The organism is Pleurocapsa sp. PCC 7327 (assembly GCF_000317025.1).
Classification (GTDB): domain Bacteria; phylum Cyanobacteriota; class Cyanobacteriia; order Cyanobacteriales; family Microcystaceae; genus Hydrococcus.
In genome coordinates, this window is sequence record NC_019689.1 from 553,704 (window position 1) to 574,452 (window position 20,749).

General features: G+C 45.6%; 20 protein-coding genes and 1 pseudogene. 13 read left to right on the forward strand and 8 right to left on the reverse strand.

The window, feature by feature from the left end; genetic code table 11:
* Nucleotides 1–76 precede the first annotated feature (76 nt).
* On the reverse strand, nucleotides 77–388 hold the full coding sequence (groES, locus tag PLE7327_RS02380; protein ID WP_015142262.1) for a co-chaperone GroES: 312 nt from the start codon (nucleotides 386–388) through the stop codon (nucleotides 77–79).
* A 266-nt stretch (nucleotides 389–654) separates the two neighbouring features.
* Here groES and PLE7327_RS26315 point away from each other — a divergent pair.
* Together PLE7327_RS26315 and PLE7327_RS26090 are read left to right on the forward strand one after the other, a co-directional pair.
* Nucleotides 655–2,023 (forward strand): annotated as a pseudogene (locus tag PLE7327_RS26315) (DUF3370 domain-containing protein).
* A gap of 122 nt (nucleotides 2,024–2,145) precedes the next feature.
* Nucleotides 2,146–2,274 carry a hypothetical protein gene (locus tag PLE7327_RS26090; protein ID WP_256377711.1) on the forward strand — a complete coding sequence of 43 codons (129 nt, stop codon included), beginning with the start codon at nucleotides 2,146–2,148 and terminating at the stop codon, nucleotides 2,272–2,274.
* A 130-nt stretch (nucleotides 2,275–2,404) separates the two neighbouring features.
* Here the strand turns inward: PLE7327_RS26090 and PLE7327_RS02390 are convergent, their stop codons facing one another.
* Both PLE7327_RS02390 and PLE7327_RS26095 read right to left on the reverse strand, forming a co-directional pair.
* Nucleotides 2,405–2,839, reverse strand: a complete 435-nt coding sequence (locus PLE7327_RS02390) for a DUF29 domain-containing protein (RefSeq protein ID WP_015142263.1) — start codon at nucleotides 2,837–2,839, stop codon at nucleotides 2,405–2,407.
* A gap of 21 nt (nucleotides 2,840–2,860) precedes the next feature.
* Nucleotides 2,861–2,989: a hypothetical protein gene (locus PLE7327_RS26095; protein ID WP_015142264.1), complete on the reverse strand. Its 129-nt coding sequence runs from the start codon at nucleotides 2,987–2,989 to the stop codon at nucleotides 2,861–2,863.
* 146 nt (nucleotides 2,990–3,135) lie between these two features.
* Here PLE7327_RS26095 and PLE7327_RS24675 point away from each other — a divergent pair, with 146 nt between their 5' ends.
* The 3 genes from PLE7327_RS24675 (at nucleotide 3,136) to PLE7327_RS02400 (ending at nucleotide 5,358) form a co-directional block, all read left to right on the forward strand.
* Nucleotides 3,136–3,294: a hypothetical protein gene (locus PLE7327_RS24675; protein WP_186005360.1), complete on the forward strand. Its 159-nt coding sequence runs from the start codon at nucleotides 3,136–3,138 to the stop codon at nucleotides 3,292–3,294.
* A 91-nt stretch (nucleotides 3,295–3,385) separates the two neighbouring features.
* Entirely contained in the window at nucleotides 3,386–4,921 is a 1,536-nt protein-coding gene (crtD, locus tag PLE7327_RS02395; RefSeq protein WP_015142266.1) for a C-3',4' desaturase CrtD, read from the forward strand.
* A gap of 161 nt (nucleotides 4,922–5,082) precedes the next feature.
* Nucleotides 5,083–5,358, forward strand: coding sequence for a YggT family protein (locus tag PLE7327_RS02400; protein ID WP_015142267.1), 276 nt, complete (start codon nucleotides 5,083–5,085; stop codon nucleotides 5,356–5,358).
* A 3-nt stretch (nucleotides 5,359–5,361) separates the two neighbouring features.
* Here PLE7327_RS02400 and PLE7327_RS02405 read toward each other — a convergent pair whose 3' ends face one another.
* Nucleotides 5,362–5,814 carry a hypothetical protein gene (locus PLE7327_RS02405; RefSeq protein ID WP_015142268.1) on the reverse strand — a complete coding sequence of 151 codons (453 nt, stop codon included), beginning with the start codon at nucleotides 5,812–5,814 and terminating at the stop codon, nucleotides 5,362–5,364.
* Nucleotides 5,815–5,975: 161 nt separating this feature from the next.
* On the opposite strand from PLE7327_RS02405, the gene PLE7327_RS02410 reads away from it, so the two are divergent.
* The 5 genes from PLE7327_RS02410 to PLE7327_RS02430 all read left to right on the forward strand — a co-directional run bounded on the left by PLE7327_RS02410 (nucleotide 5,976) and on the right by PLE7327_RS02430 (nucleotide 14,094).
* Nucleotides 5,976–6,578, forward strand: coding sequence for a hypothetical protein (locus PLE7327_RS02410; protein WP_015142269.1), 603 nt, complete (start codon nucleotides 5,976–5,978; stop codon nucleotides 6,576–6,578).
* Nucleotides 6,579–6,617: 39 nt separating this feature from the next.
* Nucleotides 6,618–7,379 carry a class I SAM-dependent methyltransferase gene (locus PLE7327_RS02415; protein WP_015142270.1) on the forward strand — a complete coding sequence of 254 codons (762 nt, stop codon included), beginning with the start codon at nucleotides 6,618–6,620 and terminating at the stop codon, nucleotides 7,377–7,379.
* Between the two features lie 372 nt (nucleotides 7,380–7,751).
* On the forward strand, nucleotides 7,752–8,081 hold the full coding sequence (gene cutA / locus PLE7327_RS02420; protein ID WP_015142271.1) for a divalent-cation tolerance protein CutA: 330 nt from the start codon (nucleotides 7,752–7,754) through the stop codon (nucleotides 8,079–8,081).
* Between the two features lie 284 nt (nucleotides 8,082–8,365).
* The gene (locus PLE7327_RS02425; protein ID WP_015142272.1) at nucleotides 8,366–13,747 is read left to right on the forward strand and encodes a translocation/assembly module TamB domain-containing protein; all 5,382 of its coding nucleotides are present in this window, start codon (nucleotides 8,366–8,368) and stop codon (nucleotides 13,745–13,747) included.
* A 47-nt stretch (nucleotides 13,748–13,794) separates the two neighbouring features.
* The gene (locus tag PLE7327_RS02430; protein WP_015142273.1) at nucleotides 13,795–14,094 is read left to right on the forward strand and encodes a hypothetical protein; all 300 of its coding nucleotides are present in this window, start codon (nucleotides 13,795–13,797) and stop codon (nucleotides 14,092–14,094) included.
* A 1-nt stretch (nucleotide 14,095) separates the two neighbouring features.
* Here PLE7327_RS02430 and PLE7327_RS02435 read toward each other — a convergent pair whose 3' ends face one another.
* A complete protein-coding gene (locus PLE7327_RS02435; RefSeq protein WP_015142274.1) occupies nucleotides 14,096–15,526 on the reverse strand; it encodes a glycosyltransferase family 2 protein in 1,431 nt (476 codons plus the stop codon).
* A gap of 281 nt (nucleotides 15,527–15,807) precedes the next feature.
* Between PLE7327_RS02435 and PLE7327_RS02440 the strand changes: the two genes are divergently transcribed.
* On the forward strand, nucleotides 15,808–17,031 hold the full coding sequence (locus tag PLE7327_RS02440; RefSeq protein WP_015142275.1) for a bifunctional sterol desaturase/short chain dehydrogenase: 1,224 nt from the start codon (nucleotides 15,808–15,810) through the stop codon (nucleotides 17,029–17,031).
* A 17-nt stretch (nucleotides 17,032–17,048) separates the two neighbouring features.
* Here the strand turns inward: PLE7327_RS02440 and PLE7327_RS24680 are convergent, their stop codons facing one another.
* Nucleotides 17,049–17,219, reverse strand: coding sequence for a hypothetical protein (locus PLE7327_RS24680; protein ID WP_015142276.1), 171 nt, complete (start codon nucleotides 17,217–17,219; stop codon nucleotides 17,049–17,051).
* On the reverse strand, nucleotides 17,216–17,563 hold the full coding sequence (locus PLE7327_RS02445; protein WP_015142277.1) for a hypothetical protein: 348 nt from the start codon (nucleotides 17,561–17,563) through the stop codon (nucleotides 17,216–17,218). The genes PLE7327_RS24680 and PLE7327_RS02445 overlap by 4 nt, the downstream gene beginning before the upstream one ends.
* A 223-nt stretch (nucleotides 17,564–17,786) precedes the next feature.
* On the opposite strand from PLE7327_RS02445, the gene PLE7327_RS02450 reads away from it, so the two are divergent.
* Together PLE7327_RS02450 and PLE7327_RS02455 are read left to right on the forward strand one after the other, a co-directional pair.
* Nucleotides 17,787–19,067, forward strand: a complete 1,281-nt coding sequence (locus tag PLE7327_RS02450; RefSeq protein WP_015142278.1) for a glycosyltransferase — start codon at nucleotides 17,787–17,789, stop codon at nucleotides 19,065–19,067.
* Nucleotides 19,068–19,390: 323 nt separating this feature from the next.
* The gene (locus PLE7327_RS02455; protein ID WP_015142279.1) at nucleotides 19,391–20,167 is read left to right on the forward strand and encodes a PEP-CTERM sorting domain-containing protein; all 777 of its coding nucleotides are present in this window, start codon (nucleotides 19,391–19,393) and stop codon (nucleotides 20,165–20,167) included.
* Between the two features lie 307 nt (nucleotides 20,168–20,474).
* On the opposite strand, the gene PLE7327_RS02460 is transcribed toward PLE7327_RS02455, so the two are convergent.
* The gene (locus tag PLE7327_RS02460; RefSeq protein WP_015142280.1) at nucleotides 20,475–20,723 is read right to left on the reverse strand and encodes a hypothetical protein; all 249 of its coding nucleotides are present in this window, start codon (nucleotides 20,721–20,723) and stop codon (nucleotides 20,475–20,477) included.
* Nucleotides 20,724–20,749 lie beyond the last annotated feature (26 nt).

The following is a 20,749-nucleotide window of genomic DNA, read 5'->3' on the forward strand; positions in this document are numbered from 1 at the left end:
ATGCCTCTTGCAAATGGATTTAGCGAACTTCGTTGTAAGTGGTGATAGTTAGCGAGCTATTAAAATTCAGTAATAGTTAGGAAACGATTGCTAAAATATCTTTCTCGGATAGCAAAACGTAGTCTTCGCCGCCGAGTTTCACATCGGTGCCAGCATACTTAGAGTAGAGAACTTTGTCTCCAACTTTCACTTCTGGCTCGGAACGACTGCCATCGTCGTTGCGCTTGCCGGGACCGACAGCAACGACTTCACCAATTTGGGGCTTCTCCTTAGCCGTGTCGGGTAGGAGAATCCCGCCAGCGGTTCTTTCTTCAGATGGGCTAACTTTTACGAAAACGCGATCGCCCAATGGTTTAACTGTCGATACGCTAATGCTAATTGCTGCCATGGAAAATCCTCCAGATTACTAGAATTGGTCGGTGCTATATTTCATGTTTAGCACTCTCACCTTCCGAGTGCTAATTTAGCGAAACAGGATAGCTCGTGGCAACTCCTACTTGAGTACGGGTTTCCGAACTTCAGTAGCAATAGAGATGACAAAATAAAAGACCGACGTGTCAATCGGGCACAATCGCTTCGTTTTGACTCTCTGCCGCCTAAACTATTAAGCTAGATGTTTTTTGGGTTACCGGCTAAAAGTAGAGACGAAAATTGATGTTTTCCATTTTATCTAACCTTCTTTATACGAGCTTCATATTTGCCCGGGTTCCCCCGACAACAGCCCCTCAACCTCAGGAAATCGTGCAGCCGCAACCAGTACGTCCCTTACCGGGACAGCTCAATAAAATTCCTGTTTTTAACAGCAACAGTCCAGAATTAGTAGTCAATGAAGGGATTTTACTCTCTACTTTTCCGCCCCAAGGAAAAGCCAATCCCTCTGCCCATTTAAATTTTTCTTTTCAAGGATATTTTGATGTTTTTGCCCATCACGTCGCTAAGGCACCAACCCCAGAAGATTTGCGGACGTTGTACTTAGGAATAATTTTGCACAATCCAACTCAAAAACCAGTCACGGTCGATATTCTGCAAGCAGCTAGCTATTTGAGTCAGCCAGATGCTCCATTTGTTGAGTTACCCCCTCAAGTCGAAGATCCCGAAGGAGAGATTTATGCGGGTCCTGGAAGTCGAGTTATGGGCGATATTCTGAGGAATCGCCATCAAGCGATTTTTCCGCGTCAAATCGTCATTCCTGCCGGAGAAAGTCGGATGCTGATGAATTTACCGATTCCGGTACGGGAGCTAGACCCCCCCATTGAACGGTCGTTCTACCTACATGCGATTGCGGAGTAATGGCGAGATTTATGCAGCAAGTCTGGCTAGGTTTGCCCCAGTGGACGCGGCAGGAAAAGAAAGAAAACCGACGTTAAAAGAATGGGAAAATTTACTGGAGAAGGGAGAATTAGCCACTCCGCGCGATCGCGCTCCGTCGGCTCCCGATGCGACTGATAATATTGTCTACGGTCGGGTGGCGGGAGTTGCCCAAGGTTCTATCTGGAAAGCGAGATTGCTCGATCCGGCCGCTTTAGACCTCACGATTCCGGCGCAAGGCGAAGCTTTTTCCTATGGGTTGAGTACGCTAGAGGGCGGGCGATTGGGAACCCATCAAAGTCAGAGTGCTCCCATGTTAGTTCGCTATCCCGATACAGCGTATGAGGCGCATGGAAACTACGGAGTGCAATATAGTCTGACTTTACCCCTGCGCAACCCTACACAAGAAAGTCAAACTGTTGCGATCTCCGTGCAAACGCCGATTAAACAAGACCAATTGAAAGAAGGATTGCGTTTTCTCGAACCTCCTGCCCAGCAAGTGTTTTTTCGAGGTTCCCTAAAGATTAGCTATACAGATGATAATGGAGAATACCGCACTCGCTATTTTCATTTAGTTCAAAGACGAGGGCAAGAGGGAGAACCGTTGGTTACAGTCAATATCCCTGCTAATGATTGGCGTATAGTGCAAGTGGATTTTCTGTATCCTCCCGATGCAACGCCGCCGCAGGTTTTGACAATTAAGACGCTTGATTAATCTGAATTTGGAGAAGTTGACGAACATTCCCCATCCACAATCAGATATTGCTTTCGCCAAATTGTGATTACGAACCATGCCTTTGACATTAAGATTCTCTACTTTTATACGCTGTGGTCAAATTGAGTGTATGCGATAAACTAATCTGGGAATATTTTGGCGATCGCGATCGAGATCGTCCGATAGGGCAAGGAATCGAGCAACTAAACGAGGTTTTTGCCGCGACTCCCGATTTAATCGGCATAGAATAAAGTCAGACAAACTTAGACACTATCTTGATGTCTTATTTCTGCTTCACTCAGAGTCACTGAAACTTAAGTTAGTTTCTGTAACAACCTCTGTCCACAGACTGACAGACAAAGGCAGCACCTACAGAGGTATTCAATTAGGAAAATAGTCGTCCGAAAGCGTTTCCAGAATAGAAAAAGGAGATTGTTCGGGAAAAGTTGCGATCGCTAATCCGGTTTCAGAAGCAGCATCTCGTCTGGCTTTCTGATAGCATTGCTCAAAAGTCTCTTCCAAAGTTGGCTTTAAGCTAGGGCTATCTAGCAAGAGTTTTTCTATCTGTCTTCTTTGCTCAATAATAGCGCTAATCCAACTATTTGAGCGGTAGGATGCTTGATATTTCCATTTGAGCAGATGCATCAACAACACGATAAGACGGTTGTATAATTCTCGCTTTTCACTCCTGCCCATGCTTTCTATTTCTTCTACTAAATTATCGATGTCTAGATTGCTAAAATCGCGATCGCGTAATTTCTGAGCCGTTCCTTTTAGCCACAAGTAAAAGTCTTTATCGTAAAGAGAGTTAACCATAATTCCACCTCTAGGCAATAGTCAGTTCGGACAGCGGCACAAGCCGATCGATTCTAAGTCTGCCATATCGCCACGGATAGCTAACACTTCTAACGCTCCCCAAGATTCGATGTAAGCAGGAGCTTCATGGGGATGGCAGATTTCGCGCATTTGTTGAGTTGCTCAATCAAGTAATCTGACGGCATTCCATGCTTAGAGGATGTTTGGAAAGTAGCAAAAAGCACAAGGGTAGAAAAAAGCTCCCTAGACTATAGGCTGAAATATTGTTGAAAGTCTATACAACTATCTAGGAAGCGATGGCTCTAGCCTACACCACCGAACTAACATTGGCGACTCCTCAAGCATCTCCTCCCTCGCCTTATGGCATTGGTCGGAGATCCCTTCGTTGTCGCCCGCCAGAGCAATCCCATCACCGATTCGGAGTACCGAATTCAGTGGGGACTTACGGCAATTAAGTTAATAATGAAATAGCCCTGCTTTTCCACACTGCTTTCCCTTGCTAGTTACCATATAAGAAGAAATATTAAGAAATACTAAGATCAAAAGATGCCAAGTAGCCAAGGCAGTCATGAACAAACCCGCGTTCTTGTCGTCGGTGCAGGCATCGGCGGACTAACCGCAGGCGCACTGCTTGCCCGTCGAGGCTACAAAGTCACTATTTTCGACCAAGCCTTTGTACCGGGGGGATGCGCCTCTACCTTCAAACGTCGCGGCTTTACGTTCGATGTCGGGGCAACTCAGGTAGCTGGATTAGAGCCAGGAGGCATTCATCATCGGATTTTTGCAGAACTGGGAGTCGAATTGCCTGCCGCTACTACTTGCGATCCCGCTTGTGTCGTATTTTTACCGGGAGAAAAAGAACCGATTAACGTCTGGCGAGATCCTCAAAAGTGGCATGCCGAAAGACAGCGACAGTTTCCTGGAAGCGAACCTTTCTGGCAGTTAATAGCAAGATTATTTCGGGCAAGTTGGAAGTTTCAATCCCGCGATCCTGTTTTGCCGCCTCGCAATCTCTGGGATTTATGGCGGTTGCTCTCGGCAGTGCGACTGGATACCTTAATTACCGTGCCGTTTACGCTAATGACGGTGGGAGATGCCTTGCGGTTGTACGGGTTGCACAAAGATAAGCGTCTCAAGAAATTTCTCGATTTGCAACTGAAGCTGTATTCCCAAGTGGATGCCGATGAAACGGCACTCTTGTACGCAGCGACGGCATTGGCAGTTTCTCAGGAACCCCAGGGCTTGTTTCACCTTCAAGGTAGCATGCAAGTATTAAGCGATCGCCTGGTAGAAGCCCTGGAAAAATACGGCGGTAAATTATTTATGCGCCATAGTGTCGAACAGATTTACACCAAATCCGGACGGGTTACTGGCGTAAAAGTTCGCCACCTCAAAACCAACCAAGTCTGGACGCAAGAAGCCGATATTATCGTTGCCAACGTCACAGTCCGGAATTTAGTCCAACTATTACCGATGACTAATGACCAAGGACAAAGGACAAATAACTATAAGCGTCGCGTCGATAAACTCCCAGAAGCTTCGGGAGCATTTGTAGTTTATCTAGGAGTAGATCGCAGTGCCATCCCAGAAGGCTGTCCGCCACACTTGCAGTTTCTCTACGACTACAACGGACCTATCGGCGAGAATAATTCGCTGTTTGTCTCGGTCAGCAAACCGGGGGACGGACGTGCACCAGAAGGAAAAGCGACAATTATTGCCTCGTCTTTTACGGATACCCAGCTCTGGTGGCAGAAAACCAAAGAAGATTATAAGGCTCTAAAAGAACAATATACCCAAGAAGCGATCGCGCGCTTAGGAGAGTACTTTCATCTGACCCCAGAAACTATCGTGCATCAAGAAGCTGCCACCCCCAGAACCTTTGCCCGCTTTACGGCGCGAGAGAAAGGGATGGTCGGCGGAGTCGGTCAGCGAATTTCTACCTTTGGTCCTTTTGGTATTGCCACTCGCACCCCAATTAAAAACCTCTGGTTAGCAGGCGATTCTACCCACCCAGGAGAAGGAACGGCAGGAGTCAGTTATTCTGCCCTTACAGTCGTACAACAAATTGAGGCGAGATCGTAACTAAATTTGCGATCGATTTTTACTACAGAAGGCGTTGCCATCCCCCTAGGGATTAATTTGTTGCAGGAATTTTTGAATTTGGTATGACTTCAATAATCTAGGATGTCAAGTTAATATAATCTGTAAACCCTTAACTATTGAATAAGGAAAAATTTGGACTGATGTTTTTAACTACCGTTATCCTAAACTTTATTCAGATCTACACGTTACTAATATTTATTCGTATTCTGCTAACTTGGTTTCAAACGGCAGGTTGGGCTTATCAAGGCATATCTTTTCTAAGTCCCATTACTGACCCCTATCTCAATCTTTTCCGTTCCCTCATCCCACCGCTAGGCGGAATCGATTTTTCTCCGTGGTTGGCAATTATCGTTTTACAAGTCGTCGGGCAATTGCTAGTGCAAGTTGTCAGTCGAGGAGCCTACAGTTTCGGCTAATTTCTAGTCAAGTCGCTGAATATTGGGGCGGACGCTGCCACTAAAACCAGAGGCTTTAAACTGTTCCAACTTTAAAGGTGTCGGTTGATTGGCAGGAACTGAAATTCTAACTTCAAAATTACTGATGCCGGGCGGAACTTCAGGTATCGAGCCAATGCGACCTCGGTTTTGCAAAGCAGGTTCGCCATTGGCATCGTAGATGCGACCGAAAACGTCTGCATCGTAAACGGTTTTACCAGAAGGATTCTTGGCTTTACCCGTTATCATAAAGCAGTTGGCAGGGTCGCTCGATCCGCCACTGGTAACGTTTCCCTCAGCAAATTCGGGAGGACAATCAGTGTAAGAGATATCGAAGAGTTGAATTTGGGTCAGTGCTAAAGCGGCAGGAGTTGCTATCCAACTAAAAATCCACAACAAGCCAGAAACAACTATAACAGTTAAAGCGCGAAATCCCATAGACTGTAAGACTAGATAACGTTTGTTCGTCTTTCAGCTTAGCGCGAATCGTTGATGAAGTTAAGTCGTACCGCTATTCGAGATCTTGGCGACGAAACGATCGCCCGCAAGGGGATGGCAATGCCTAACCCATGCTCAAGAATTAGCTTGCCCAAAAAGCTATGAACCAAGCTGAGATTGAGGCAGCACTAAAAGCCGCATTTCTTCAATGCGAACAAGCGTTTTTGCCGCTGACAGACAGGCAAAAAGAAATTTTGCTCAAAGTGACTGTCGAAAAACTAACAACTCAGCCAAATATTGAGGACAACCCCCTCGACGAATTAACATTAGAACAACGTCAGACTTTATTAGAATTCATACAAGATCGGCAACGGCAAAATCAAGACTGGAAAATTACGTTACTTAATGATTGGCTGAATAATCGCGATTCCGGCGCCGTTCAATTTATCCGCGACGAATATGGGTTTGGTTGGCTAAGTCGAGTTCAGCCAATTCATCTGGCAAAATACAAACAACAGCTAACCGACGAAACGCTCAAAGTTGGCGATCGCATTGAGGTTTGCAACGCTCTATGGGAGTGGGTTCAACCAGAAGATTCCGCTAGTTACGAGTGGTTTCCCTGCCAGGTAATCGACATTTCTGAAGTTTCTGATGGCGATTCGAGTTATACCAATTGTATCGTTCGCTTTGAGAACGGTTTAGAATTTGAAATCCAAGGAATCGATCGATGGAATCGTAATAATTGGCGATTTCCAGAACCATAAACAAGGAAAAAGGTAAAGAGTAAAAGGCAAAAATCAAAAATGGAATCTCAAACAAGTTCTCAAGATAAAAACTATGAAGTCTGGAAAAACGCCGAACTATCAAAAGCTTTTTTAGAAGGAGTGCGAGGAGCCATTCCTCTAGCAGCAGAGCAAATCGATATTCTCCTTCGGGTTATTCAATTAACTCAAACTAAGGTAGAAAATTTCTTAGATTTAGGCTGCGGAAACGGGATTTTAGGTCGGTCGATTTATCAACACTATCCCAAAGCTAAAGGCAGTTTTTTAGATATTTCTGAAAATATGCTACGAGCAGCTAAAAATAATCTGAAAATGGAGAGTAACAATTCTGTTTTTATTCTTCAAGATTTTGGTAAAAAAGAATGGCTTAATTCAGTCACTCAAGAAGCTCCTTTTGATGTTATTGTTTCTGGCTTTGCTATTCATCACTTATCCGATGAGAGAAAGAAAGAACTTTATCAAGAGATTTATCAAATTCTCAAACCGGGTGGAGTATTTCTAAATTTAGAACATGTTGCTTCTCAATCGAAACTAGGAGAAGAGGGTTTCGATCGCTTATTTGTCGATGCACTTTGTTCTTTTCATCAAAAGCAAGGTTCACAGCAGTCTAGAGAAGAAATCGCTCGACAATACTATAATCGCTCCGATAAAACTGCGAATATATTAACCCTTGTAGAAACTCAGTGTCAGTGGCTTAGAGAAATTGGTTTTGTCGATGTGGATTGTTTTATGAAAGTTTTTGAGATTGCCTTATTTGGAGGATTGCGAGCCAAAAACAGTTAGGCTTGTAGCAGATCTATTTGATTCTAGTAGCCAGATAATCAATTCTCTATCTCAGACTTGTCCCTTTGGCATCAACGCCTAGAACTAAAGTTCTAGGCTCAAAGCTCAACTCGATTAAAATCGACTGAAATTCCTATCGGATCTTTTTTTATAAGACTTTTTTGAATTGCAAATTGTGAACTGACGCACACACTCCGTAAGCCGTAATACCATTTCTAAAAAAGAACGCTACAGATGCTCAATGCGAATTGTTAATTGTTAATTATTAATTGTGAATTGTATAAGATGTTTTGCCTAGCGATCGCGACGCTCAACATAACATACTATACTTTTGGGATAACCTGTAATGAAACAAAAGGCTAGTGATAGTTAATGGAGCAAAAGGCTACTGATTACGGAATCGTACTGGTAACGGCTTCTTCTCAAGCAGAAGGAGAAGCGATCGCATCGGCTTTGGTAGAGTTGAAATTAGCTGCTTGCGTTACCTTGCTGCCAGTGCGATCGATTTACACTTGGCAGGGCCAGGTTAATTCAGAAGAAGAATGGCAGTTGCTTATTAAAACCAATCTATCTCGGTTTTCAGTGCTAGAGGCAAAAATTAAAGAACTACACTCCTACCAAGTGCCAGAAATTATTGCTTTGCCAATTGTAGCGGGTTCTCAGTCTTACTTGAATTGGATTGGCGAGAATGTGCGGTCTTAGTTAACCGGGATCTTGCATCATTCTCAACAACTGTTCTTGTAATTAATTTCCTGTCTGCTCGAAAAAGTCTTCCAAAGAAGACCCAATAGGAATTTCAGTCTATTTAATTAATAGCTCCCCTAGTGCCGACCTTCAATCAAATCGCCTAAATCAATCAAACTAATTCAAGCAACGAAATGATTGACGTATCTGACGAAACTTAAGCACGAAATTTCACTCTTTATAATTGAAAGGCAATGTTGCCGACTGGCTAGTCAGACTGTTACAAAGGGTGGAAAAGGCTTATGATGACAGACAAATCCGATTCAGACAAGGAAAATAACGAACCGGAAGTCAAGTTAACTCAAAAGCCAGATCCAAAACTCCCTAAAAGATCGCAATGGAAGCGGCGCTTGTCGGTCTGGGGCGGAAGTCTCGTCTTGGTCAGTCTCGGTGGCGGACTTGCCTACGGATGGTTTTTTATTCAGCGCCAGCTAGTTCCTCTAGTAGAGGAGGAACTGACAGATTTTCTCAATCGCCCAGTCAAACTCGGTTCGCTTGAGGGCATTTCGCTATTTGGCGCGCGCTTAGGTGCTAGCGAAATCTTATCGACTCCCACCGATCCCGCTAAAGTTTCTATTACTGCTGTAGACGTAACCTTCGATCCCTTCCTATTACTTGCCAAAAGAGAATTACAGCTTAACGTTACTGCGATTCAACCCAATATTTATCTAGAACAAGGCAAAAAAAGAAATTGGTTGGTAACTCAGTTTGATTCAACCAAAAGAGAGGGTTCGGAAGGCCGATTCAAAGTGAACGTCAAGACTCTGCAACTGCAAGACGCACAAATCATCTTAGCAGCGCGATCGCCAGCAGGTAAACTACAAAAGCCCGTCAAGATATTAATCGATACGGGAAAAGCAGAGTTTATCGATGCCGGGAAAATTATCGAGTTTGACTTATCGGGAGAACTCGCCAATGGAGGAGAACTTGAGGTTTCAGGAGTTGGCATTCCAAAAACAGAAGCGATTAACCTAATCGTTCGGGGAAATAAGCTGCAAGCGTCTGATGTCGATAATTTGCTCGCCCTTCCTTTCGATATTTCAATGGGAACAATCGGTGCCAACCTAGAAGTCAAACTTAGACCCAAACAAATTCCTCGCGTCAATGGGGTTGCCAGCCTGCAAGAAGTAACCGCACAGATCTCCGCACTGACCCAACCCTTTACTCGCAGCAACGGTCAACTGCGCTTTCAGGGAACCGAGATTCGCCTAGAAAATGTCACTTCTGTTTTTGGATCTATTCCTGGGGTTGCTAATGGGACTATCAACCTGCAAAAAGGCTATGCGCTGACCGCAAAAACGCAACCTATTCGAATACAACAAGTTATTGAGGCATTAAAGCTGCAAAAACCATCCGTACCAATTTTAGGAGAAATTCAAGCCGACATTAGGGTTTCGGGATGGATCGATCGCCCGCAACTGACTCTCGACGTGGTTACAACTAAACAAACTCGCGTCGATCGCGTAGACTTTCGCCCCGGTAGCCGCGCCAATTTACAACTAATCGACTCTAATCTTTTTATTGACAGATTTCAAGCCGTCCCTACCGTAGGCGGAAAGTTAACGGGGACGGGAAGGGTTCAGTTTGAAAGTCAGAAGTCGGAAGTCGGAAATCAGAAGGCACAGGGGAAGGGACAGGATTCCAAATACATTTTCGACCTTCAGGCGACTAACGTTCCAGCCCAAGCGATCGCTCGCCTCTATCAAACCCATTTACCTGTCAATCCCGGACTGGTTTCCGGTCAAGCACGGTTTTTAGGAACGCTAGAAAATCCAGAAAAGCTGCAAGCAACTGGTTTGGCTAATTTCCGATTGGGTGGCGGAAGCGTCAGCGCCAGGAATTTTCAATTTGCCAACCGACGCTGGCAAGGAAACGTGCAAACTTTTGGCGTTAGTTTAGCGAGTTTGAATCCAGCTTTGCCGCCTCAACTCCATCAAGGGCGTTTAACTGGTGCGTTCGCCGTTGCTGGAATGCTCGATTCTTTTCGACCAGAGACTATTCGCGCCACGGGATCGGCTAGCATTGCGATCGCGCAAGGGGTAGCAACCGCAAACGAGCTAACCCTGGCAAATGGACGCTGGACAAGCGATCTAAAAGCGCAAGGCATCCAAGTTACCGAACTTTTTCCGAACGTTCCTTCAGAATTTGCAGGGATCCTCAATGGAACTTTTAACCTAGCAGGAAGGGTAGAGGATTTACTGAAAACTGTTCGAGGAAATGGAACGGCGAATCTAGCCCTATCGAAAGGCGCGATCGCGGCAGAGAATTTACAACTAGCTGATGGCAAATTCAAGGCAGCAGTCATTCCCGATGGAGTTGCGTTAAAACAGTTCTCCAAGGACGGACGGGGAACTTTAGCAGGAAAATTGCAGGTTCTTGGCCCTATAGAAAATCCCACTCTTAAAGACATTCAAGCCAGTGGGGAATTGAAATTTAGCCACGGCATCGGCGCGATCGCGCAACCGTTGACGACAGCTATAAGCTGGAACGGTCGGCGATTGGACATTCAACAAGCCACGGCTAAGGGAATTCAGGCTAGCGGATGGGCAGACATTGCTACCGAGCGACTGGGAACTCCTAGTGCGATCGAACGATTCGAGTTACAAGTAGCTGCTAATAGAGCCGATCTGAAGGCTTTTTCTCTCTTTGTGCCAGCCAGTTTGGCTAGGTTCGATTATTCGGGCAGCTTGGATTTTAAGGGCACGATCGCGGGAACGCTGCGATCGCCCAAGATTAATGGAAATTTAGCAATCGGTAATCTGCAAGTTGCAGGGCTTGAATTCGATCGCTCTCTTAAAGGAACGGTCAAAGAACTGCCAGAAAAGGGAATAGAGCTTGCGCTAGCAGGCAGAGAAGACGAAATTCAACTAGCACTCGACCCTAAATACCAGCCCGTCTCTTTCGATCTGACGTTAGATCGGATGAGCGTTAGGGGCACTCGGAAAAACGAATGGCTTCAGATAGAGGCAGATAATGTACGAGTTGGCTTATTCAAAAACATAGCCACAACCTCCCAATTCGCTTTACCCGAAACCTTGCTCGCCCAACCGCTGTCAGGAGAACTATCGGGCGACTTTGCCTTCAATCTCAACACCTCAGAACTATCTGGAGAGCAAGTGAAAATTGCCAATCCTCGTTTTGGCAGTCTCAGCGGCGATCGCTTAACCGCCAACTTCCGCTATTTAGATGGCAATTTTATCCTCCAAAATGCTCGATTACAAAAAAATGACAGTCAATATCTCCTCAACGGCAGTCTGACGAACGCGCAACGAGGTTCGCAATGGCAAGCCGAAGTTGCCGTTTCTGGCGGAAAAATCCAAGACGTTCTCGAAACCCTACAAATCTTTGAATTATCGGACTTAACGCGCGGACTCAAAGCCCCCGATTACGATAAAGCAGCCGATCTTTATGAAGTCGGAAGTCGGCGCTGCTCGGACGCTACCGCTACGTGCGCGGCGGAGTCGGAAGTGAAGTTCCAAGGCAGGAGTCAGAATACAGAAATCCAGAAATCTCCAGTCCCCAATCATCCCCTTTTCTCCGTCGGCACGCCAGAAACCTCTATACTAAACCAACTGAGCCATATCTCAGAAATTGAAACGCTCTTAAGAAGACAGCGCAAACAACGCCAAGAAGCTTCTCCTTTGCCAGAATTGGCAGAATTAAAAGGTACTTTTGATGGCAATCTCGTCGTCAGCAATGCTCCCAATAGCGGTTTAAAAGCCTCTTTTGACTTTCAAGGGAAGGGGTGGCAGTGGCGAGATTTTGCCTTTAGCCAGATCGATCTCAAAGGCGGCTTTCATAATGGGATCGTCTCGCTGGCACCCTTGAAAATTCAATCGGGAGAAAGTCTATTTGCTTTCTCTGGCAGCATAGGAGGCAAGATTCCCTCCGGTCAACTACAACTGGCAAACGTGCCCATCCAACTGCTCTCAGAATTTGTCGATTTGCCGCCAACCGTTACGTTTGGGGGGCTGCTCAACGGAGATGTGAAGCTCGGAGGCAGTCGAGATAATCCGCAAGCAACGGGAGAATTGGCGATCGCCAAGGCAACCATCAATAAAACTGCGCTTTCTACCACCCAAGGCAGTTTTACCTACGACAACGGTCGCCTGAATTTTCAAGCCAGCAGTAAACTAAATCACCAAGCTCAGCCAATAATTCTACAAGGCTCTATTCCCTATCAAATGCCTTTTTCCACCGTCAAACTAGACAGCGATCGCCTGCAACTAAATCTGCAAGTGAAAAACGAAGGAATGGCACTGTTGGATATTCTCAGCAAAGATGCCCTCTCCTGGATTGATGGCGAGGGAGAGATAGCGCTGGATATTTCTGGTCGATTCGATCGCCAACTTGGTCGTCCCAGTCAGTTACGAGCAGAAGGAATCGCTACGTTTAACAATGCGACGATAGGCGCTCAAGTTATTCCCGAAGAGCCTTTAACTGAAGTTAACGGTAAAATTCTTTTCAATTTTGACCGCCTTGAGGTAGAAAGTCTCAAAGGAAAATTTGGCGGCGGTGAAGTCGCGGTAGCTGGCACTTTACCCCTCGTCGAATCTACGCCCCAGCTAAATCCTCTAACAGTGACTCTAGATAACCTCGCTCTTAACCTCAAAGGACTCTATCGAGGCGGCGTGCGAGGGGAAGTCGCGATTGCGGGGAGCGTCCTAGAACCGGAGATTGGTGGCAAACTGAGATTATTTGACGGTCAAGTTCTTTTGGGAGAAGAAAACGCTACGGAAAACGGCGGCAAGGGAAATGGCGGCGATAACGGTGAATTTGGCTTTAAATCAATGGAATTCGATCGTCTGCAACTCACCTTAGCCGACAATATCCAAATCGTGCGACCTCCCGTTTTAAATTTCTTGGCATCGGGGAGTTTGACCTTAAATGGCAACCTTTCTCAACCCCGCCCGCAAGGTAAAATTACGCTCAAAAGTGGTCAAGTCAACCTCTTCGCTTCCCAGTTCCGTTTGGATAAAGGAGCGGACAACAGCGCTCAGTTTTCTCCCAAGAGGGGGCTAGACCCCTATTTGAACGTTCAGCTATTGACTTCAGCAACCGAGACAACCCGCGACCCAGTACTGACCAATCCTTCCTCGACTGAAATTATCGATCCGTTTACGGCTAGCTTAGATAGTTTGCAAACCGTTCGCATTCGAGCCAGGATACAAGGGTATGCCAGTCAACTGACCAATAGCCTCGAACTTACCAGCACTCCTCCTCGCACTCAGCGAGAGATTATCGCGCTTTTAGGCGGAGGTTTTGTCAATACTCTCGGTCGCGGCGATACCACCCTGGGTTTGACTAATTTAGCTGGGTCAGCCGTCTCTGGAACGATACAAAACGCGATGAGCGATCGCTTGGGTCTTAGCGAGTTTCGCATCTTCTCAACGCCTTTAATTGACGAACAAGAGCGAATCTCCAGAAATCAAATCGGGATAGCGGCTGAAGCCGGAATCGATCTCACAAAAGATGTTTCTTTCTCCGCCATGAAAATTTTGAATACTGACCGACTGCCTCAGTTTGGGCTTCAATACCGCATCAATGGCAATACCGTAATCCGAGGCTCTACTAATTTCTCGGATGATAGCAGGGCTATTATCGAATACGAACAACGATTCTAATAAGGCTTGAGGAAAACATAAATCGATTCACCAACCATAACTTACTTATGTTTGAGAATTTTGTCAATAGATCGAGAGTTCATTCTTGCTTTCGCCCAGCCGGGCGGAAGCCCAAAACCCACGATTACAGCCCCTCTATCTGGGGAGACGATTACATCTTTGAACCCATCGAGGAAGGAAATAAGGGTTATATGACAGGACGAGGACAAGGAATAGAAGGCGGCGATTGCCTGATCCTGTCAAATGGCTTTGACTTTTGTTGCTATCGGGTTGAGACAATTAATTACTATGCCAATCCGCCAGATATGTGGATAGCATTACTCAAGCTGGCGGATCGCAATTGGTAGGCTAGAACTCAAAGCTTCCTTCACTGGTTCCTTCGTGAACCGTTTTCACCCATTTGAGCCGCTTTGGTCGCACGGACATGCGAGCTGTTATGCTGGGGATAATCGCCAGCCAATGGAGCATGTAAATCGTGCCCCGCAGGGTTTGCCAGGTAATGGTCGCTAGATTGAAAAAGCTTAATTTTTCCTCGCTGCAAGTTCGACGCAATCCTACCAACATTCCCAAAAATGCGAGAGAAATTGTAAAGCCTGTTAACGGACTCAGCATTGGCAAGCGATGGCGAGCGATCGCCATCACAAAGTCCGGTACGGCTGCGGTTGGGAGAATATATTGCGTCAACGCGAAGTAAAGCAGATCGAGCTTTTTCCTCAATCCCATCCGCTGGCTGAGAATCAAGCGCCAATAGTCGAGATAGCGCTGATATCCGCCCTCTGCCCAACGGTTGCGCTGGTGCCACAAGGCGATCGCGCTGGTAACGCCTTCCTCTTCTACAGCCGGATCGAGCAAAAAGCCAATTTTCCAATTATCCAAGTGCAGGCGAATCGTTAAATCGAGATCGTCGGTGATGGTCTGTTCGTTCCAACCGCCGCACCGTTGCAGGGCGCTACGACGAGCAAATTGACCGTTTCCCCGCAGTTCGCCGATGCCTCCGACTGCGATGCGCTGCTGCTGATAATAGCTATCTAGCGCCATTTCCGTCATTTGTCCCCGCGTCCAGAAATTGACGGCGCTGTTGGCGATCGCTTTGCGTACCTGGACTGCGCCTATCTCTTGTGCTTCAAATATTGGCAGTACCCGTCTGAGCAAGTCTGGCGTGATTTTTGCATCTGCATCGAATACTCCGATAATCTCTCCCTGAGTCTGGGGTAAAACTTGATTAAGCGCTCCCGATTTACCGCCACCTGCGCCCGCAGGACGGCGAACGACTCGCAGTTGAGGATATTGTCGTGCCAGTTTTTCTAAAATTTGCGGCGTTTTGTCGCTGCTGTGGTCGTCAATTACCCAAACTTCATATTTATCGGTTGGATAGTCTAGATTGCATAGCATTGTCACCAAATTGCCTATCACCGATTCTTCGTTTTTGGCAGCAACTAGCAAGGAAACAGAAGGCGCATTGGCTAACGCTTCATCCGATAATGGGTCTGGCGTAGGTTCTGCTTTGGCTGACATCAAGCGCAGTCCGTGAATAACCATCAGTCCAGTTATGCCCATGATTACCCAGGTTCCCCAGGTAACCAGGTGAAGCGCGATCGTCGTACTCCAAACCGCCATCAACACGAAAGCGGCTTTCTTTCTGCGCCCCGACAATCCCTCGAAAAAATCGCTTCTAAATTCTTCCTCTTCGTCTTCTAGATCGACCCATTCGGACAAGAGGGAACCAATGGGATCTAACTCTTGCTCGGATTCATTTTCTGACCAATATTTTTCTGGCATAATCGGTTTTGGCAGTTGGATGTTTGGCTTTAATTACAATGTTGCAGACTTTGGCTACACTAGCTGCGGTTAGGGTTATCTTGGGTCTATTTTATCCAAGATTATTAACTTTCTTTGATATTTGTGAATTTCCTTTGGCTAGAGCCTGTCTAAATTGCTCGTATAATGGCTATTGCAATCTTTAACGAAATGTCTGAAGAATTCCCCACTCGTAGAGGCGGTGGGGTAGTTCATATTTCTTGATTAAAATTTAAATTTCGCTCTGCTCGATTAATCACTTTATGACGACGGCAATCATAACGGCGACAACTTTGGCAGTTGGTTCGGTTTTCTGGGTGGAATTCGTTCGAGATTTTTACCACGCCTTATCCCATCATTGGCAGCCATTGTATCGCCTCCATGTTTGGCATCATCGCGTGTTTCGCCCGGATTTATCGGCTGTTAGCGAGCAGATCTACCGACAAGCCCATTGGTACAATGACGTACCAGAAGCTCTAGTGATGCTATTATTCAGTCTCCTGCCTTGGGCGATCGCAAGAGCGTTGGCTCTGCCCCATCAATGGACGGCTTGGATAGGTTCTCTTTATACGCTAAGTTTTTTAGTCGGCGCGATCGCGCGAGGAAGTGGCATTCCCTACGCCGACGAATTAACCGATGTCACCCATCGTCCCGGAGCTTTTACCAGCTTACCCGCTCGCTGGTTGGTCAATCGACCCTACCACTGGCGACATCATTTTGACAATCAAAAGGCTTATTATAGCGGTACGTTTACTTTGGTCGATAAGCTCATGGGGACTGCCCTCTCTCTCAAGGGAAAAACTATCGCCATAACGGGAGCATCGGGAACATTAGGGCGATCGCTCTTAAAGCATCTGCATCTGCAGGGTGCAAAAGTCATTGCTCTGACTTCCAAGGAACGAACGGTGACTCTCGACATCAACGGGGAAAATACGCCTATAAAAACCCTTAGGTGGCAAGTTGGCAAAGAATCTGAGCTAGCAGAACTACTAGAGTCAATAGATATATTGATTATCAACCACGGCATTAACGGCTTTGGGAAGAGAACCCAGGAAGCTATTGCCCAATCTTACGAAATCAATACCTTTTCGGGTTGGCGATTGATGGAACTCTTTTTTAAAACCGTCCGCACTAACGAAGACATCGCTCGCAAAGAAGTTTGGATTAACACCTCAGAAGCAGAAGTCAGTCCTGCTTTTAGTCCTCTCTACGAACTGAGCAAGCGATCGCTAGGAGACTTGATAACCCTGCGTCGCTTGGATGCTCCCTGTATCGTGCGCAAGCTGATTTTGGGACCGTTTAAAAGCGATCTCAATCCTTTTGGCGTGATGTCTGGCGATTGGGTGGCGAAGCAGATTGTTAATCTCGCTCAACGGGACGTTCGCAATATCATCGTGACAATCAATCCTTTGACGTTTATTGCTTTTCCTATTAAAGAGTTCTGTGTCTCCGCTTACTTTAAACTGTTTAGCGATCGGGTGAGATAAGTAGGCGCGATCGCTGTTTATTTTCTATCTGCTTGTCTAATAGCAGCTTCTCGCTTTTTTTCTAACCTAATTCGCCACTTTTCGTCTATTGCTGTTGCGAGATCGTATACTTCTCTAGCTTGCTGTTCAAAATCCTTAGCAAGTTCGATCAGTTTATCTAGCGTCTTTTCGTCTGGGAGTTCTTTCATCTTAAATCTTCTAAGATATCAAGAATTAGTTTTCCTCTTATTTTAGCCTCTAGTATTTGCCCCAGTAGAGTACTCAAATCTTCACCTGTTTCTTGAATTTCTTCAGCAGTCACATCAAAGGCTAGAAACCTCTCAACAATAGCCTGTATTCGTCTTCTGGAGATATCTATGAAAAGTAGACCATTATTGAAAAAAGCAAAGAATTGAATCAGTCTAACATTGCTTGGGAAACGTGATAATAAAGGTCTGAGTAGGTTAAGTCCTTCTGTGGCTTCTCGTTCAGTCTCGTCCAATTCCTGGTTTAATCGGTTAACAAGATCGACGAGTTCTGGTGGAATAGGCATTTATCTTTGGATTTCGAGCGCAAAATAAGATCCAGATAGAATTTAATTAGCATATCACCCGATCGGTTTCACGAAATCAGCGATCGCTTGCTAAATTCTACTTGGGTAAAGCGAAAGTTAACGCGATCGCAAAAAAAAATATATTATTCAATACAGAGAAACGAAAAAAACTTATCCCATCGCTCTAATACAATAAACTTTTTTGAGAGTTAGATTTGCCATTATGACCCATTTTGGTATGCTCTGTCCCGCTCTTCCCGGTCATCTAAATCCAATGATGGCTTTGGGAAGGGAACTCAAAAGGCGCGGTCACGACCTCACATTTTTTCAGATTCCAGATGTCAAATCCAAAATCTTAGCAGAAGGGTTCAATTTCCATCCCATCGGTCAAGATGTCTACCCTCCTGGTTCTCTCAAAAAATTCCTAGCCCATTTAGGAAAGCTTAAGGGACCGCCAGCAATTATCTACTGGCATCAAGATCATCAACAGGTAGCTGGTGTAGTTTGTCGCGATGCTCCTAAAGCTATTCAAAAGGCAGGTGTAGAAGCGCTTCTCATCGATCAACTCGAACCCGGTGGTGCTGCTGTCGCCGAACGTTTACAGCTTCCTTTCATCACTATTTGCAATGCGCTTGCCCTCAATCGCGAACCCGGTATTCCTCCAATCTTTACCCATTGGGTTTATCAAGAAGCTTCCTGGGTACATCTACGCAATCAGGTCGCATCTTATCTCAGCGATCTTACAGTACAACCATTTCATGTTGTAGTGGCTCGATATCGACGACAATGGAAATTGCCTCCTCTCAAAGGCTCGGATATCTTTTTTGCCAACTCTCAACTCGCGCAAATCAGCCAGCAACCTACTACTTTTGATTTTCCTCGCCAGTTTCTCCCCAAATGCTTTCACTACACCGGACCTTGGCGCAATCAATCGGCTCAAGTCGTTCCGTTTCCATGGGAACGCTTGACTGATAAACCCCTCATTTACGCGTCCTTGGGAACTTTGCAAATTAGTAAATATGATGTCTTTCACTGCATAGCTGCCGCTTGCGAACCCTTAGACGTACAACTGGTAATTACTCACGGCGGTGGGATGAATGAGGAACAAGCTCAAAAACTCCCTGGCTCCCCTTTGGTTGTCTCTTATGCACCTCAACTGGAGGTTTTAGCCAAAGCAACACTCGCCATTACCCATGCTGGTTTAAACACCGTATTGGATGCTCTCAGTTACGGAGTTCCCCTAGTAGCTATTCCCATTACCTTCGAGCAACCCGGTATTGCTGCTCGCTTGCAATGGACTGGTGCCGGACAGATGCTTCCGGTATCTCGCCTGAGCGTATCTAGGCTCCGCACTGCCATACAACAGGTATTGACTGAAAAATCTTATAGACAAAATGCGGAGCGATTGCGAGATTCTCTACGTCAAGCAGGTGGAGTCGTGCAAGCTGCGGATATTGTGGAACGGGTAATAGAAACGGGGAAACCCGTGCTTGCAGATAATTGAAACTCCCATAGATAAGAATGTTTCTTCTACACCCTCTTACTGTTTTAGCTACTCAGCTAACTGTATTTTTTCAGATTAAGAAGTTATTGACTTGGCTCAAGATTAAAATTGTTCCAGTGATGCATATTAAATTTTGCTGATAAACCACTTTACTAAAACTTCATATGGGATCCTGCATTAAAATCCTTGATTTAACTTGAATGTGAAGCTCTTTACCGAAATTTCATATAAAACTCTTGACCAAATTTGAATATGAACAGTAAATTTAGAGAGAGTTAAGCGATATTGCTGACCGTAAAAACACTAGCAGGGATAAAGCAATTATGAATTGGAAGATTTCAAGCGCAATAGGCTCTTTAGCCTTTCTTTCAGCTAGTGCGCTCTGTAATGCAAACCCAGCGTCTGCCGCCATTATAGGTACTATAGAAATTGGTGGAGCTAATATCGAGGCTAGAGGACTAGGAATAACCTCTCCAGAAGGGAGTCCACTTACTACTATTGACTTTGGCTGGTTTGGCGATCAAACACCTGCCGCTCCCGATCAAGTAGCGGGATTTGGCGAATTTAATATCACTTCAGCAGATGGTGTATTTGCTGCGAATAATCCACCGCCACCTCAGGCAGGTCGCGTTAGGGATTTGCCAGTTAATGGAGCGTTTGAGCCAGTACCTCAATTCCTCCGCTTTGCTTCCAACTTTGGCAATACTGTGCCCGTTACCGATCCTAGCCAGTTCAATACTTCCTTCAATATAAGCTCAACCACCCCACCCGTATATAAGGAGACGGCGAGAGGAATTAATGTAGCCTTTGATGTCACAGGCACATTTAACCTACCAGATGGTCGAACCGTTGATGGAGAAGGAATCGTTGGTGGTGAAGTCCTTTTCAGCAGCCAACCCGGTACCCCCTTCAATAACTTGACCAGTTTTCTGAATTACATTTCAGTACAAGGTAACGTAGTTAACATTGATTCCTGGTCTGGAAACTTGAATGCTAGGATAGAGCAGGTTCCAGAGCCAGCGAGCGTGTTAGGTCTACTAGCAGCGACTGGTCTAGCAGGCGCTACTATGAGAAAGGGTCAGCGCAAGCAAAAAAGCTAATGCTTTTCGCTGAGAAAAATAACTCATTAGTAATGAGGAGTGCGTTGTTAAAGAAGCGCACTCATTTTTTTTATTGCATATAAACAGAAAAGAATCTCGGCGCGAGCCGCTCCTCGTTTTCTATCCTAAGAAGCGAAGCGATCGATCGCATTTCTTTGGTTAAAAAGAGTAACAAAAGCGCGATCGCCTAAAGCAGTATGAAAAGAAAAAAGCTAGGCGAGATCGCGAATCATTCAGAATGATAGACAGCGATCGCAGTTCTTAGGTTAAAAAGAATAACGAAAAAATTCTCTTATATTGTAGTCAGCTAAGAGGTTTCTTGAAATCGCACCGAAGATTCTTTGGCGTTCAATAGTTGCCGAAACTCTTGAGGATGCTGATTTTGCAACTCTTCCGCCTCTAATCGTGCTAGATGAGTGGCTGCATCAGCTAACAGCATGGCTATATTCATTCGTCTGAGTTGGTTAGTTTCTTCCCAAAGTTCTTGTCCTAAAAGCCGTACCCGATGACGATAGGCTTGCACGGAGTTAGGGTCGAGAATGTTAGGATTGTTCATAAGCTTACTGCACCAAGAGAGTACGA

What these genes read in the sequence shown, in the direction of transcription:
- groES (WP_015142262.1), bottom strand. Translation starts at nt 388, where the DNA reads ATGGCAGCAATTAGCATTAGCGTATCGACAGTTAAACCATTGGGCGAT.
- PLE7327_RS02405 (WP_015142268.1), bottom strand. Translation starts at nt 5,814, where the DNA reads ATGGGATTTCGCGCTTTAACTGTTATAGTTGTTTCTGGCTTGTTGTGG.
- PLE7327_RS02425 (WP_015142272.1), top strand. Translation starts at nt 8,366, where the DNA reads ATGATGACAGACAAATCCGATTCAGACAAGGAAAATAACGAACCGGAA.
- PLE7327_RS02460 (WP_015142280.1), bottom strand. Translation starts at nt 20,723, where the DNA reads ATGAACAATCCTAACATTCTCGACCCTAACTCCGTGCAAGCCTATCGT.
- PLE7327_RS26095 (WP_015142264.1), bottom strand. Translation starts at nt 2,989, where the DNA reads ATGCGCGAAATCTGCCATCCCCATGAAGCTCCTGCTTACATCGAATCT.
- PLE7327_RS02400 (WP_015142267.1), top strand. Translation starts at nt 5,083, where the DNA reads ATGTTTTTAACTACCGTTATCCTAAACTTTATTCAGATCTACACGTTA.
- crtD (WP_015142266.1), top strand. Translation starts at nt 3,386, where the DNA reads ATGCCAAGTAGCCAAGGCAGTCATGAACAAACCCGCGTTCTTGTCGTC.
- PLE7327_RS02440 (WP_015142275.1), top strand. Translation starts at nt 15,808, where the DNA reads ATGACGACGGCAATCATAACGGCGACAACTTTGGCAGTTGGTTCGGTT.
- PLE7327_RS02455 (WP_015142279.1), top strand. Translation starts at nt 19,391, where the DNA reads ATGAATTGGAAGATTTCAAGCGCAATAGGCTCTTTAGCCTTTCTTTCA.
- PLE7327_RS02415 (WP_015142270.1), top strand. Translation starts at nt 6,618, where the DNA reads ATGGAATCTCAAACAAGTTCTCAAGATAAAAACTATGAAGTCTGGAAA.
- PLE7327_RS02445 (WP_015142277.1), bottom strand. Translation starts at nt 17,563, where the DNA reads ATGCCTATTCCACCAGAACTCGTCGATCTTGTTAACCGATTAAACCAG.
- PLE7327_RS02435 (WP_015142274.1), bottom strand. Translation starts at nt 15,526, where the DNA reads ATGCCAGAAAAATATTGGTCAGAAAATGAATCCGAGCAAGAGTTAGAT.
- PLE7327_RS02430 (WP_015142273.1), top strand. Translation starts at nt 13,795, where the DNA reads ATGTTTGAGAATTTTGTCAATAGATCGAGAGTTCATTCTTGCTTTCGC.
- PLE7327_RS02410 (WP_015142269.1), top strand. Translation starts at nt 5,976, where the DNA reads ATGAACCAAGCTGAGATTGAGGCAGCACTAAAAGCCGCATTTCTTCAA.
- PLE7327_RS02390 (WP_015142263.1), bottom strand. Translation starts at nt 2,839, where the DNA reads ATGGTTAACTCTCTTTACGATAAAGACTTTTACTTGTGGCTAAAAGGA.
- PLE7327_RS24680 (WP_015142276.1), bottom strand. Translation starts at nt 17,219, where the DNA reads ATGAAAGAACTCCCAGACGAAAAGACGCTAGATAAACTGATCGAACTT.
- cutA (WP_015142271.1), top strand. Translation starts at nt 7,752, where the DNA reads ATGGAGCAAAAGGCTACTGATTACGGAATCGTACTGGTAACGGCTTCT.
- PLE7327_RS24675 (WP_186005360.1), top strand. Translation starts at nt 3,136, where the DNA reads ATGGCTCTAGCCTACACCACCGAACTAACATTGGCGACTCCTCAAGCA.
- PLE7327_RS02450 (WP_015142278.1), top strand. Translation starts at nt 17,787, where the DNA reads ATGACCCATTTTGGTATGCTCTGTCCCGCTCTTCCCGGTCATCTAAAT.